The sequence below is a fragment of the Litoreibacter albidus genome (assembly GCF_900107015.1).
Lineage (GTDB): Bacteria > Pseudomonadota > Alphaproteobacteria > Rhodobacterales > Rhodobacteraceae > Litoreibacter > Litoreibacter albidus.
The window spans coordinates 293,555-306,735 of sequence record NZ_FNOI01000001.1 but is presented as its reverse complement, the minus strand read 5'-3'; the positions used below and the strand labels follow the sequence as shown (position 1 = coordinate 306,735).

Genomic DNA, 13,181 nt, shown 5'->3' with positions numbered 1-13,181 from the left:
TGGCAAGTGTTTGCAGGGGGCGAAAATTGCTGCCGCCCGCCCCTTGCTTTGCGACCACCACAGGCCTATCTGATTGAGTGACGGTTCTGCCCTTCGCGTAAAATGGACGCTACATTCTGGTGGCCTTAAGCAATTCCTCGGGAGCTGGCTCTGTCTGGACCCTGGTTCAGTTACCTGGTGCCCACCTGTACATACAGGTCTGCGGGAATAAGCGTTCTACGGTTGTGGTGGTTCCGTCACCTACCCCCGATCAGTCACCCGCACAGGGACCAATGCGGACACCTGCACACCGCCGCGCGGTGGTGGGGTATCACCGTCGCTTTCCGTCATCGCCATCACAGCGCGCGCCATTTGCACGGAGGCGAATGTGATTACGAAAAACACCGTCATAACTGTCGCCGCCAACGGTCCGTCTGCCGTCTCCAGCACCAGATGACGCAGGCCCGCGATATTGGACCAGACCAACAGCCCAGAGAAGCACACACCGGCCAAAGCGCCGCCGATGGCGTTGCGTAGCAGCAGTTTGATGAGCTTGGGCATGACGGTCCTCCTGAGGCTGGCTAGGGCGCTATTATACACCATTTCGCGCCTCTAGCCCAGTGCCGCCGCCAGCACGTCAAACACCAGCCGGATGCGGCTGCTGGTGATCAACTCGCGGTGACTGACAAGCCACGTTGGAAACACGATCGCGCTTTGATCCGGCAAGGCGCGCACGACTTCGGGGGACAGGCGCGCGACTTCTTCCGACATGACGCCAACGCCCAAGCCCTGCCGCACCATCTGCCAGCCGACGACACCGCTGTGGGAATGGTAGCGAATGTTGGCGCGCGACAGTGGCAAGCCCATGGCCACGAAGTGCGGCAACATCTCGTCGGGGACGCCGAAGCCGATGAACTCCGCGTTCTTGAAGCCCTGCAACGTCGTGGGGCTGCCGATCCGCGTCAGGTAATCGGGCGTTGCGTAGAGGTAAGCGCGATTGTCGGCGAGCTTGCGTGCGATCAGCGCGGGCTGCTCGGGGCGGACGTGGCGCAGGGCGATATCCGCGTCACGGCGCAACAGGTCGGAAATGGCGTTGGAGGCGACGACCTCCACCTCGATACCCGGCGCAGTGTCGCGCAATTGAGCGATGATCTTTGGCAACTGATAGGTGGCCAGCACATCGCTGACACTGATACGCACCAAGCCCTCGATACTGTGCGACTGACCGGACGCGGCGAGCGATATGCGCGTGGCGGCGTCGCCCATGGCGCGAACGTGATCGACCAGTTGCGCGCCCGAGGTGGTGAGCGTGAGGGAGCGGCCGACGCGCTCGAACAGGGTCACGCCGATGGCGTCCTCCAACGCCGCAACCTGACGGCCCAAGGTGGGCTGCGTCAGGCCAGTGGCGCGGGCGGCGGCGGACAAAGACCCCTCCTCCACCGTCGCAAGGAAGGCGCGGACGTGATTCCAGTCAAAGGAGATAGCGGACCAATTCATGCATTCCTGTATAGATGTTCGCCAAATTTAGGCAATTCCTATGGGATTGGCGTATAGGTATCACAGGGTCAGATGAAGGAGACACATCATGACGGCTGCGAAATTCTGGAACGGGGTGGCGGAGAAATACGCCAAATCCGCGATCCGCGACCCCAAGCAATACCATTTGTCACTGGAGCGGACGCGGTCTTACCTGCGCGACACCGACCGCGTATTGGAATTGGGCTGCGGCACTGGGTCCACCGCGTTGTTGCTGGCCCCGAACGTGGCGCTTTACACGGGGTCCGACCTGTCGTCGAAAATGATGGAAATTGCCCGCGAAAAACTGGCGAGTGGCGAGCATCCGAACGTTGAGTTCATGGTCGCAGAGGCAGACAGCACAGCGGTTGGCGGGTCTTACGACGCGGTCATGGCGTTCAACCTGCTGCATCTGGTGGACGACCTGCCGCGCACGCTGCGCCATGCCCATCAGACCCTACGCGATGGCGGGTTGTTTATTAGCAAAACGCCATGCCTTGGGACCAAGAAGTGGTTATTCCGCCCGCTTATTGGCGCGATGAAACTGGTTGGCAAAGCGCCGGACGTTTTGTTGTTCACACCCACAGAGTTGGAGCAGGCCGTGACAGATGCGGGGTTCGAGATCATCGAGACCGGCGATTACGCCAGCCGCTATGTTGTGGCCCGCAAGATCTAAGACGCGGTTTTGCCTTAGGAAAACGCCTCCGGGCGTGCTTCGCGGGCCATGTGGTCCAGCACCGCGTTGACGAACTTCGGCTCTTTGCCATCCGCGAAGAAGGCTTTTGCCACGTCGACGAATTCCACGATCACCACTTTGGGCGGCGTCTTTGCCGCGACCAGTTCAGCGCCAGCGGCGCGGAACAGCGCGCGCAGGGTCGGGTCGATGCGGTCGATGGGCCATTTGGCGACCAGCGCGCGGTCGGTCATCTGGTCGATCTGCGACTGATCTGCCACCGCGCCTTCAAGCAACGCGCGGAAGGTGTCGACGTCACCGTCGAGCATCTCCGCGTCGTCGATGACCTCACCGAAACGGTGGTCTTCGAACTGGGCGCGGACCTTGTCGATCGAATGGTCGCTGTGCTCCATCTGGAACAGGGCCTGAACGGCATAAAGCCGTGCGGCGGAGCGCATAGCGCGTTTTTGGTTACCTGAAGTGGTCATGCGATCTGGAAACTCTCATCATCATCGTCGGAGGGGCGCGGCAAGAATCCTATGCCCGAATTGGAAGCGCCGTATTTGCGCTGCAACGCGATGAGATGCAAGGCCGCAGCGGCCGCACCGCCGCCTTTGTTTTGATCTTTCGGGTCCGCGCGGACCTCTGCTTGGCTCCGGTTCTCTACGGTCAGGATGCCATTGCCGATATTTGCGCCTTGCAGACCCAGCAACATAAGCCCGTGCGAACTGTCGTTGCACACGGTGTCGTAATGCGTGGTCTCGCCGCGAATGATGCAGCCCAGCGCCACGAAGCCGTCGAAATTAGACTGACGGTAGGCGATGCGAATGGCGGGCGGGATTTCCAGCGCACCGGGGACGTTGATGATCTCTACCGTGGCGCCGGCCTTCTCGGCCTCCGCCTTGGCACCCGCGACCATATTGTCCGCGATGTCTTTGTAATAGGGCGAGACGACGATTGCCAGTTTGACAGGCTTGTCAAATTTGGGCGTGTCCATGATGTGGTGTTGTTCTGCGGCGGCCATATGGATCAAGCTCCTTCGATTGGGCGGGTGCCGGTGATCGACAGCCCGTAGGCATCAAGGCCCACGACCTTGGGCGACGGCGAGTTGGTCAAAAGCTCCAGTTTGGTCAGGCCAAGCGCCGCGAGGATTTGGGCGCCCAGACCGTATTGGCGCAGGGTTTGCGGCGACTGACCGCCCTCGGGGTCGATTTTCATCTGGGTGTCGCGCAGCAAGACAACAACCCCGCGCCCCTCCGCCGCGATGGTTTTCATCGCCTGCGCCATTTCGCTGGCGGGGCTGGGGCCGAGGCCCAAGACGTCCTCCACCGGATTAAGCGCGTGCATGCGGGTCAGAACCGGCGCGTCGGTCGTCAGATCCCCCTTGGAGAGCGCGATATGTTCCGCGCCCATCGTCTCGTCGGTGAAGACACGCATCATCCAGTCGCCGCCAAATTCGGAGTGCACAGCGCGCTGCGCGCTTTCCTTGACCAGATTGTCATGGCGACGGCGGTAGGCAATGAGATCGGAGATTGTGCCAATTTTCAGGCCGTGCTTTTGCGCGAAGCCGATCAGGTCAGGCAGGCGCGACATGGTGCCGTCTTCATTCATGATTTCGCAGATCACCCCCGACGGGTTCAACCCCGCAAGGCGCGACACATCCACGGCGGCTTCCGTGTGGCCCGCGCGGACCAGCACACCGCCGTCGCGCGCGCGCAGCGGGAACACGTGCCCCGGCGTGGCGATATCTTGCGGGCCTTTGCCCGCGTCGATGGCCACGGCCACGGTGCGGGCACGGTCATGGGCGGAGATTCCGGTGGTGACCCCCTCACGGGCCTCAATCGAGATGGTGAACGCCGTCTCGTGACGCGACGAGTTGTAGGACGCCATCAACGGCAGGCCGAGCGCGTCGATCCGTTCCGACGTCAAGGTCAGGCAGATCAACCCGCGCCCGTGGGTCGCCATGAAGTTCACCGCCTCCGGCGTGGCCATTTGGGCGGGGATCACCAGATCGCCCTCGTTCTCGCGGTCCTCGTGGTCCACGAGGATGAACATCCGCCCGTTGCGGGCGTCGTCGATGATTTCGGAAATCGGCGAGATAGCGTCTGAATAATCGGTCATGGGCAGCATCCTTTGATCGCCTGCCAATTAGAGGGTTTCAGGCGTCTTGGGAAGGGTCCTGCCCGATGTCGTGACGTCGCGGGGGGATGACAGGGTGGGATTTAGGTATTTTTGAAGCAATGATGGGGGAGGATGCGCGTTAACGCGGGGCGGCGTTTGCGGCGCAGAAGTAGCTCTCGGAGGTCATGAAGCCCGCGAGGCGGCCAGCGGCGCACCAGTCGCGTTCATGCGCGGTGTCACCGATCACCATGACCCCGTCGAAGGGCAAGCGCCTGTCCCGCAGCGGGGTTTGCACGGCGGCGGCGATGTCTGACCAGCCATCCGCGAAATGCGGCGCGGGGGCGGTGGTGACGGTGAGACCTTGTGCTGCGAGCGTGTCTTGGACCTGCGCCGCCGACAGAGGGGCATGAATGAGCGCTGCGAGGTCGGCGTTTACATGTTCGAGCAGCGGCACGCGGGGCGACAGCTGGGCGGGGCGCAGCATCCGCAGGGCGTTGTTCGAGAACAAGAACCCCACGATGTCGCGCCCTGTGGAGGCGCGCACGGAGGCGTAGGTTTTATAGGGCAGGCCCAAAGCCTGCGCGCGTTTGACCCGCCCGCGCAAAATCTCGATCGGCAAGCTGGGCAGCAGGTCGGCGCGCGCCTTGGCCCACGCGTGTTTGCGAAACGCGAAGCCCTGCTCCATCGTGGGGCCGTTGTTGTGGCCGATTTTGGCGTGTGTCACGGTGGCGGGCTCCCTTTTTGCTGCGAGCAGCATAGCGGGTTGGGCGCGGGTCCGCGCGCTACATCCGCACGAGGATGTCGTTCGGATAGCTGCCGTCGCCAATCTTAAAAGCAACTTCGCCGGATTTGGTGAAATTATGGGCAAGGTAGAAAGCGCGTGCCGCGCTGTTTTCCGCATTCATCGCCAGCCACATGGGGCCGGCTTGCGCGGCTAATGCTGCGTGCAAGAGCGCTGCGCCGAGGCCCCTGCCCTGATGGCGCGGCTGGATGTAAAGCGATGTCAGCTCGGTCGTCACTGCGCCGTCCACGGGGTCGGGGTTGGCGCGGTCCATGTGTGCGAACCCGTCGATGCCGTCACGGTTTTGCGACACGATCAGGCTGCGCGTGGGATCAGCGATCCAAGCGTCAAAGCGCTGCGGGGTGAAATGCGCCAAAGCATAATCGGCGAAATGCGCGTTGATGCCGTGGCGCAGGTAGGTGGCGCACCAGACCTCCAGCGCGAGGGCCGCGAGGCTGGACGCGTCCGCAGGGGTTGCGGCGCGCAGATCGGGCGTGATCAGCTGCCCCATTCTTGCAGCCGCGCCACGTAGCGGGCCAGCGTGTCGATCTCCAGATTGATGCGGTCCCCGACTTTGGTGTCGCCCCAATTGGTGGCCAGTTTGGTGTGCGGGATGAAATTGACGCCGAACTGCGCCCCATTCACCTCGTTCACGGTGAGCGAGGTGCCATTCAGCGCGACGGAGCCTTTGGGGGCGATGAACTTCGCCAGGTCATCCGGTGCCTCGAAGGTGACGCGGGTGCTGTCGCCCTCCTCCGTCATGGCCACCACGGTCGCCACGCCGTCAACATGGCCGGAAACGATGTGACCGCCCAGCTCATCCCCGAGCTTTAGCGCGCGTTCCAGATTAAGACGGGTGCCCTCGGCCCAGTCGCCGATGTTGGTTTTCGAGACGCTTTCTGCAGAGATTTGAACGTCGAACCACGGGTTATGGTCTGTGCCGCGCTCGATCACGGTGAGGCAGCAGCCGTTGCACGCGATGGACGCGCCGATGTCGATGCCTGCGGGATCGTAGGCGCAGGAGATACGGACGCGCAAATCGCCCTCTTGCGTGCGCCGTGTGACCCGCCCGACGTCAGTGATGATGCCTGTAAACATTGCAGCGTCCCTTCTTGTGTGCGCCTAGGAATTAGCGCGGCGCGGCGGGGTTCGCAAGGCGCGGGCGACTTGGCCCCCTGCCACAGTTGCGACGAAATGGGGCCTTACCTGCGCCCCAAGGGCTAGGCAAGATGGCGCGAGCTTGTATGAGTAAACGGTGAACGACGTGAAGGCCGCATTATGACATTGTCCGGCGCGGACAAAACATTCCTGTTTTTGCAGGGGCCGCATGGCCCTTTCTTCTACCGCTTGGGCAAAATGCTGCGCGCGGCGGGGGCTACTGTTTGGCGTGTGGGCTTCAACAAGGGCGATGACGCCTTTTGGTTCTCCAACAAAAGCTACATTCCCTATCTGGGCCGCCCCGAGACGTGGGGCGAGGAATTTGCACGGATCGTGGAGGAGAAATCCGTCACCGATCTGGTGTTATACGGCGACACCCGCCCCATTCATGCACAAGCCATTGAGCACGCGCGGGCCATGGGGCTGCGCATACATGTGTTTGAAGAAGGCTACCTGCGGCCCTATTGGGTCAGCTACGAGCGTGGTGGCGCCAATGGGCACTCACGACTGATGGATATGTCGGTGGGCGATATGCGCGCGGCGCTGGAGGGGCTGGATCTGGATCTGCCGGACGCCCCTGCCCGTTGGGGGGACATGCGCCAGCATGTGTTCTACGGCATGGTCTACCACTACTTCGTTTTCTTGCGGAACGGCAGGTACCGCAACTTCAGGCCGCACCGCGCGTTGAATGTCACCAAGGAGTTCAACCTGTACCTGAAGCGGTTGCTGACGATGCCCTTCACCGCTGCGCAGCGGGCGCTGGCGACGTTTCGCATCAAGCACGGCGGCTTTCCCTACCATCTGGCGCTGCTTCAGCTTGAGCACGACTCCAGCTTTCAGATGCATTCCCCCTTCGCCACGATGACCGATTTTCTGGAGCTCACGATAGACGGCTTTGCCAAAGGCGCGCCGACGCATCATCATCTTGTGCTGAAGGCGCATCCTTTGGAGGACGGGCGCGTGCCGCTGCGCCGTGAGATCAGGCGGATCGCGCGGGACCTAGGGGTAGCACACCGTGTGCATTATGTGCGGGGCGGCAAGCTGGCGGGGCTTTTGAACACCGCGCGGTCCGCCGTGACGGTGAATTCTACCGCAGCACAACAGGTTTTGTGGCGCGGGCTTCCGCTGAAGGTGTTTGGCGACGCGGTTTATAACAAGCCAGAGTTTGTCTCCACCCAGAGCCTGCCGGAGTTTTTCACCAACCCGACGCGCCCCGACAGCCGCGCCTACCGCGATTACCGCCACTACCTGCTGGAAACGTCGCAAATACCGGGCGGGTTCTATTCGGCCCGCGGGCGGCGCCAGTTGCTGCGCCAAGTGGTGGATATGATGCTGGCGAGCGAGGACCCGTATGACGCGCTGGTGGCTGGCACCGCGACGCCGCGCCAGCAGCTACACGTGGTTAACTAGGCGCTACTCCTAAGACGTGAAAAACCGCCACTGCGACGCGCTGGCAACACTCCGCCAAGGCCCCGCGCAAGGGGCTAGCAATTTTGCCGCCATCCGGTAGTGTAAAAAGAAAAACTTGAGGCAGTCTCATAATCGAGGAGGACACCAGTGAAAAACTTGGGTCCCAAAGCTACGAAAATCGTGGCTTTTACGCTTGTGGCCGTTATGGCCGCATCCTGCGGGTTGCCGAAATCCGGCCCCGGAAAGCGGCAGATCTTTGCAGGATCGGTCCAGAAACAGGGCGACGCATTCATTGTGTCGGTCAACAGCCGCGTGACACGCGCGACCGCTGTTCAGCCGGTTTTGGGCTTCACCGATAACTTTATCAACGCAGGCGTTGTGGGGTCGGACATCATCCGTCCGGGCGACACCCTTGGCTTGGCCATCTGGGAAAACGTCGACGACGGCCTGCTGGCCCCCGAGGGCGCCAATGCCACCGACCTGAGCGAAGTGCAGGTTGACGGGGCGGGCTTTATTTTCGTGCCCTACGCGGGCCGCATCAAGGCCGCTGGCAACACGCCGGAAGCCCTGCGCCGCGTGATCACGGGCAAGCTGGACACGCAGACGCCTGACCCGCAAGTCATCGTGCGCCGCGTGGCCGGTGACGGCGCGACGGTGTCGCTGGTGGGCGGCGTCGGTCAGCAAGGCCTGTTCGCGATTGAGCGCCCGACCCGTACGCTGTCGTCGATGATTGCGCGCGCGGGCGGTATCTCTATTGAGCCGGACGTGGCGCAGATCACGGTTATTCGTGGCAATCACCGCTCCAAAATCTGGTTCGAAGACCTCTATTCCAACCCGAAGTTTGACATTGCGCTGCGCCCTGGCGACCGCATTCTGGTAGAAGAAGACAGCCGCGCCTTCACCGTTTTGGGGGCCACTGGTGCGCAGAGCCGCATCGAGTTTGTCACCCAGACCTTGTCGGCCATTGAGGCAATCGCGCAAGTGGGCGGCCTGAATTCCAACCTTGCAGACCCGACCGGCGTGTTCGTGTTCCGCAACGAGCCCGCAGAAATCGCCAACTCCGTCTTGGGGCGCAGCGATCTGCAAGGCGCGCAGCGGTTCGCCTATGTGCTGGACCTGACCCAACCGACGGGCATGTTCGAGGCCCGCGACTTCGTTATCCGCGACGGCGACACGGTTTATGTGACCGAAGCCCCGTTCGTGACATGGAACAAAACTATCTCGGCGCTGACCGGATCGCTTTCATCGGTTAACGCCTTGTCGAGCCTCGGTGGCAACTAAGACACCTGGCTTAGAAGAAGCCGTGGGCGGCCCCTCCCTCCGCCCACGGCTTTTCTATTTCAACGGGGGTTTTTTTACCCAAGCGCGTGTGCGCCGCATCCTTGAGCTTGCGGGCTATGACTTGCGGTTGGGTAAACCCGCCGCTGATGACCTGATCGCCGTTTGGGGCAAAAGCCCGACGGCGGCACGCGGTGAGAAAGTGGCCGATCTGACCGACGCCAATCTGGTTCATGTGGAGGACGCCTTTTTACGGTCCCTGCGCACCGGCCGTGACGGAGAGCCGCCACTGGGGCTGACCGTTGACCACAAGCGCCCCTACTTCGACAGCTCCGGCGTGTCCGATCTGGAAGACCTGCTGGCGACAGAGGCCTTTGACGACGCGCATGAATTGACCCGCGCCCGCGACGCGGTGGAGCGGATCAAGGCGCTAAACCTTTCCAAATACAACGATTTTGACGACACCGCCCCGATCCCAGAGCCAGGGTATGTGCTGGTCATCGACCAGACGCGCGGCGACGCCTCCATCAAGCATGGCGGGGCAAACGCAGATCATTTCCGCGAAATGCTGGCCTATGCGCAAGAGGAGCACCCGACGGCGCGCATCGTTATCAAAACCCACCCCGAAACCAACGCAGGGCACCGCGACGGGCATTTCGGGGGACAGGATCGCGGCGGGCGGGTCTCGCTTTATGACCATAAAGCCAGCCCCTACGCGCTGATGGACGGGGCGATTGCCGTCTACACCGTGAGTTCCGGCATGGGGTTTGAAGCGATTTTGGCGGGGCACAAGCCCGTAGTATTCGGCCAGCCGTTCTATGCGGGGTGGGGGCTGAGCGATGATCGCCAGCCGATTGACCGACGCCAACGCACCCTGACGCGGCCACAGCTTTTTGCCGGTGTGATGCTGCGCTACTGCAAATGGTACGATCCCTACCGCGACCAGCTTTGCGAGTTGGAGCAGGTCATCGACACGTTGGAGGCGCTGACCAAAGCACAGCGCCAAGACAAGACCGGCCATGTCGCGTTTGGCATGCGGCTTTGGAAGCGCGCGCCCCTGCAAGAGATATTCGGCGGGCGGCGCTTTGGAAAAGAGGCGCAGTTGCGGTTCGAGGCCGATCCCGAGGCCGCGTTACACGCCGCGCGCGGCGGATCGCTGATGGTTTGGGCGGGGCTGGAGCCGATTGATTTTGCGCAGCGGGCGGCGAACCAGAAAACCACGCTGCTGCGGGTCGAAGACGGCTTTTTGCGCTCGCGCGGGTTGGGCGCGAATTTGATTGCGCCGTTGTCCTTGGTGACCGACGACAAAGGCATTTACTATGATCCGACCCGCCCCAGCGGGTTGGAAGCGCTGATCGCGGCAAGCGGCGGGCTAAGCACCGCCGCCTTGCGCCGTGCGGAACGGTTGCGCACCGCGATCGTGCGCATGGGGGTCAGCAAATACAATTTGGGCGGCACGGATTTGCAGGTGCCCGCCACGTCGGGGCAAGTCATCCTTGTCCCCGGACAGGTGGAGGACGACGCGTCGATCCGGCTGGGCACCAAAGACATTGCCACCAACGCGGACCTTCTGACCGCAGTGCGCCGTGATTTCCCCGATGCGTTTATCATCTACAAGCCCCACCCTGATGTGGAGGCTGGCCTGCGCAGCGGTGCTATTTCCGCGGAGGCGGCTGACATGGTGGCCGAGAACGCCGACGCCATCTCGTTGATCGGGCGGGCGGACAGGGTGTGCACGATGACATCGCTTTTGGGGTTCGAGGCTTTGCTGCGCGGGGTGCCGGTGACCTGTTACGGCGCGCCGTTTTACGCCGGATGGTCCTTGACCGACGACCGTGGGCCCGTGCCCGCGCGGCGCGGACCGGCGGCGAGCCTTGACGGGTTGGTGCATGCGACGTTGATAGATTACCCGCGCTACCATGACCCGATTACCCGCCAGCCCTGCCCTGTCGAGGTGGTGGTAGAACGGTTGGCGAAGGGGGATTTGCCGCAATCAGGCTTGCGCAACCGTTTGCTGGCGAAGGCACAGGGCGCGCTGGCAAGCTACGCGCATCTTTGGCGATAAAAAAAGCCCCCTCGTGAGATCACGAGAGGGCCTTTTGTCGGTCCAGGGAGAAGACCTATCGGGAGATTAGTTTACGAAACGCTCTGCAGCGGAGTCGTTGCTCAGTGCGAATTTGGCTTGAACGTTGCGGCTAACTTCGTTGCCACCGACGACGATGTTTTTCTCAGCAGCGCTTTCGTTTGCGTTCACACCAGCCAACAGAGCGGCGTTTACGTCGCCTGTGGATGTTTCAGCAACAACGCGCTCTGCAGCGGAATCGTTGTCTTGTGCGAAGAACGCTTGAGCGTTGGAAACGTCAGCAAAAGCAGGTGCAGTTACGGACAGGGCGATGATTGCGATGATCGATTTCATTGTAAGTACTCCGGTATGTGTTTTTGTGTGTCACGGCGTGTTGCCGTTTGATGTACCTAATATGAGGCTTGCAACGCCGCGCCTCAACGCGGGAAATCACCAAAATACCCGTAGTTCTGTTTACCCATGCACAATCAACCTTCACGTCAGCCGACAGTGTAACAGACGCGTGACTGGGCGATCACGAACCGTGATATCCTTGAAATAACGTCATAAATCGGGGGATCCGCGAGGGCTAGGAAACGAATCTCTGCCAGTGATGCATGACGTCAGCACCGACCTGCCTGCTTGACGCCAACTCAAACCGCGGGGCAGCGTCTAATGCGGGGTAGTTCAACGCACCAAGGCTGGGCAGCCCCGTGGCCCCCAACATAATGCCCGCCGTGAAGCCCACCACATTGTCGACCATGTCCGCCGCCAGAAGAGACGCGGCCAAGCTGCCGCCGCCTTCACATAAGACGCGCGTTAACCCCGCCTGCCCCAACGCCTGAAGCGCTGCAGACATATCGAGGCCAGCGCCCCCCTTCGGGACCGCGATAAGCTGCGCACCGCGCGCGGTCCAGAAATCGCGTGCCTTTTGCGGCGCGTCCTCGCCGTGGAGCAGCCACACCGGCGCGCCGCTGTTGTCTTCGGCCAAGGGGCCGTGTTGAGGCACGTTCAGGCTGGCGCTCACCACGATGCGCACGGGCTGGCGGCGTCCGCCCATCCCGCGCAGGGTCAGGGAGGGCAAATCTTCGCGCGCGGTGCTCCCCCCCACCATGACGGCATCATGGTTCGCGCGAAGGGCCTGCACCTGCTGGCGGGCCTCTGGGCCAGTGATCCACTGGCTCTCGCCCGTCGCGGTGGCGATGCGCCCGTCAAACGAGGAAGCCAGCTTCAGTGTCAGGACAGGCCGGTTGTCAGTGATGCGCAGCAAAAAGCCCTGCTGGTCACGGCGCGCCTCTGCTTCCAGCACGCCTGCACACACCTTAATGCCCGCATCTTGCAGCATCGCGAGCCCCCTGCCCGACACCCGTGGGTCCGGATCACCCGTCGCAACAACCACGCGTGCGACCCCAGCCTTGATCAAGGCCGAGGCACAGGGCGGGGTTTGCCCCGTGTGCGAGCAGGGCTCTAAGGTAACATAGGCGGTGGCCCCGTGCGCCGCACCCTCGGCCAATTGCGACAGGGCGTGCTGTTCCGCGTGTGGGCGGCCGCCGGTCTGCGTCCAGCCGCGCGCAAGCACGCGACCGGATTTCACGATAACGCAGCCCACAGCGGGGTTGGGCCATGTCTGGCCTAACCCGCGCCCGCCCAGCGATAGGGCCAAGGCCATCCACCGCTGGTCATCAGGCTTGGTCATTGGTTAGTCGTCTTTAGTGACTGGCGGGCGCAACTCGTGGACGAAATCCTCGAAGTCATCTGCCGCTTGGAAGTTTTTATAGACCGACGCGAAGCGCACATAAGCCACCGTGTCGATGCGGGCCAAAGCCTCCATCACGATCTCACCTATGGCGGGGGACTGAATGTCCGTCTCGCCCATGCTTTCCAGCCTGCGCACAATGCCCGAAATCATCTGGTCGATGCGTTCAGGATCAACGGGGCGTTTCTGCATGGAAATACGAATGGAGCGTTCCAGCTTATCGCGGTCAAAATCTTCGCGTTTGCCGGAGGACTTGATGACTACGAGGTCGCGCAGTTGCACGCGTTCATAGGTTGTAAATCGGCCCCCACAGGCCGGACAAAACCGCCGACGGCGGATCGCCACGTGATCTTCGGCGGGACGGGAGTCCTTCACCTGGGTGTCAACATTACCGCAAAATGGACAGCGCATCTCTTTTTTCCCTCTATCCTCAGCCTGGGTGTTATCC

General features: G+C 62.1%; 15 protein-coding genes. 4 read left to right on the top strand and 11 right to left on the bottom strand.

All coding sequences use genetic code 11. The annotated features are described in order from the left end of the window. Window positions 1-240: 240 nt before the first annotated feature. The gene (locus BLW66_RS01565; RefSeq protein WP_089943964.1) at window positions 241-540 is read right to left on the bottom strand and encodes a hypothetical protein; all 300 of its coding nucleotides are present in this window, start codon (window positions 538-540) and stop codon (window positions 241-243) included. A gap of 51 nt (window positions 541-591) precedes the next feature. Then, window positions 592-1,476, bottom strand: a complete 885-nt coding sequence (locus tag BLW66_RS01560; RefSeq protein WP_170833364.1) for a LysR family transcriptional regulator — start codon at window positions 1,474-1,476, stop codon at window positions 592-594. Between the two features lie 88 nt (window positions 1,477-1,564). Between BLW66_RS01560 and BLW66_RS01555 the strand changes: the two genes are divergently transcribed. Then, window positions 1,565-2,170, top strand: coding sequence for a class I SAM-dependent methyltransferase (locus tag BLW66_RS01555; protein WP_089943958.1), 606 nt, complete (start codon window positions 1,565-1,567; stop codon window positions 2,168-2,170). Window positions 2,171-2,184: 14 nt separating this feature from the next. On the opposite strand, the gene nusB is transcribed toward BLW66_RS01555, so the two are convergent. The 6 genes from nusB to BLW66_RS01525 form a co-directional block, all read right to left on the bottom strand. Next, window positions 2,185-2,655 (bottom strand): transcription antitermination factor NusB, encoded by a 471-nt coding sequence (gene nusB, locus BLW66_RS01550; RefSeq protein WP_089943955.1) that lies wholly within the window; start codon window positions 2,653-2,655, stop codon window positions 2,185-2,187. After that, the gene (locus BLW66_RS01545; RefSeq protein ID WP_089943952.1) at window positions 2,652-3,191 is read right to left on the bottom strand and encodes a 6,7-dimethyl-8-ribityllumazine synthase; all 540 of its coding nucleotides are present in this window, start codon (window positions 3,189-3,191) and stop codon (window positions 2,652-2,654) included. Before BLW66_RS01545 ends, nusB begins: the two co-directional genes overlap by 4 nt. Window positions 3,192-3,196: 5 nt before the next feature. Further along, entirely contained in the window at window positions 3,197-4,297 is a 1,101-nt protein-coding gene (gene ribB / locus BLW66_RS01540) for a 3,4-dihydroxy-2-butanone-4-phosphate synthase (RefSeq protein ID WP_089943949.1), read from the bottom strand. 130 nt (window positions 4,298-4,427) lie between these two features. Further along, window positions 4,428-5,012 (bottom strand): hypothetical protein, encoded by a 585-nt coding sequence (locus tag BLW66_RS01535; RefSeq protein ID WP_139254505.1) that lies wholly within the window; start codon window positions 5,010-5,012, stop codon window positions 4,428-4,430. A gap of 58 nt (window positions 5,013-5,070) precedes the next feature. Beyond that, complete coding sequence (locus BLW66_RS01530; RefSeq protein WP_089943943.1) at window positions 5,071-5,580, bottom strand: GNAT family N-acetyltransferase; 510 nt, start codon at window positions 5,578-5,580, stop codon at window positions 5,071-5,073. Next, window positions 5,568-6,167, bottom strand: coding sequence for a riboflavin synthase (locus BLW66_RS01525; protein WP_089943941.1), 600 nt, complete (start codon window positions 6,165-6,167; stop codon window positions 5,568-5,570). The genes BLW66_RS01530 and BLW66_RS01525 overlap by 13 nt, the downstream gene beginning before the upstream one ends. A 180-nt stretch (window positions 6,168-6,347) precedes the next feature. On the opposite strand from BLW66_RS01525, the gene BLW66_RS01520 reads away from it, so the two are divergent. The 3 genes from BLW66_RS01520 to BLW66_RS01510 all read left to right on the top strand — a co-directional run bounded on the left by BLW66_RS01520 (window position 6,348) and on the right by BLW66_RS01510 (window position 10,980). Next, entirely contained in the window at window positions 6,348-7,637 is a 1,290-nt protein-coding gene (locus BLW66_RS01520) for a capsule biosynthesis protein (RefSeq protein ID WP_089943938.1), read from the top strand. Between the two features lie 204 nt (window positions 7,638-7,841). Next, window positions 7,842-8,918, top strand: coding sequence for a polysaccharide biosynthesis/export family protein (locus BLW66_RS01515; RefSeq protein ID WP_089945617.1), 1,077 nt, complete (start codon window positions 7,842-7,844; stop codon window positions 8,916-8,918). After that, window positions 8,908-10,980: a capsular polysaccharide biosynthesis protein gene (locus BLW66_RS01510; protein WP_425283317.1), complete on the top strand. Its 2,073-nt coding sequence runs from the start codon at window positions 8,908-8,910 to the stop codon at window positions 10,978-10,980. The genes BLW66_RS01515 and BLW66_RS01510 overlap by 11 nt, the downstream gene beginning before the upstream one ends. Before the next feature lie 66 nt (window positions 10,981-11,046). On the opposite strand, the gene BLW66_RS01505 is transcribed toward BLW66_RS01510, so the two are convergent. The 3 genes from BLW66_RS01505 to nrdR all read right to left on the bottom strand — a co-directional run bounded on the left by BLW66_RS01505 (window position 11,047) and on the right by nrdR (window position 13,144). Next, the gene (locus BLW66_RS01505) at window positions 11,047-11,331 is read right to left on the bottom strand and encodes a hypothetical protein (RefSeq protein ID WP_089943931.1); all 285 of its coding nucleotides are present in this window, start codon (window positions 11,329-11,331) and stop codon (window positions 11,047-11,049) included. Window positions 11,332-11,566: 235 nt separating this feature from the next. Continuing rightward, on the bottom strand, window positions 11,567-12,673 hold the full coding sequence (gene ribD, locus BLW66_RS01500) for a bifunctional diaminohydroxyphosphoribosylaminopyrimidine deaminase/5-amino-6-(5-phosphoribosylamino)uracil reductase RibD (RefSeq protein ID WP_244508526.1): 1,107 nt from the start codon (window positions 12,671-12,673) through the stop codon (window positions 11,567-11,569). Between the two features lie 3 nt (window positions 12,674-12,676). Then, window positions 12,677-13,144: a transcriptional regulator NrdR gene (gene nrdR / locus BLW66_RS01495; RefSeq protein ID WP_089943927.1), complete on the bottom strand. Its 468-nt coding sequence runs from the start codon at window positions 13,142-13,144 to the stop codon at window positions 12,677-12,679. Window positions 13,145-13,181 lie beyond the last annotated feature (37 nt).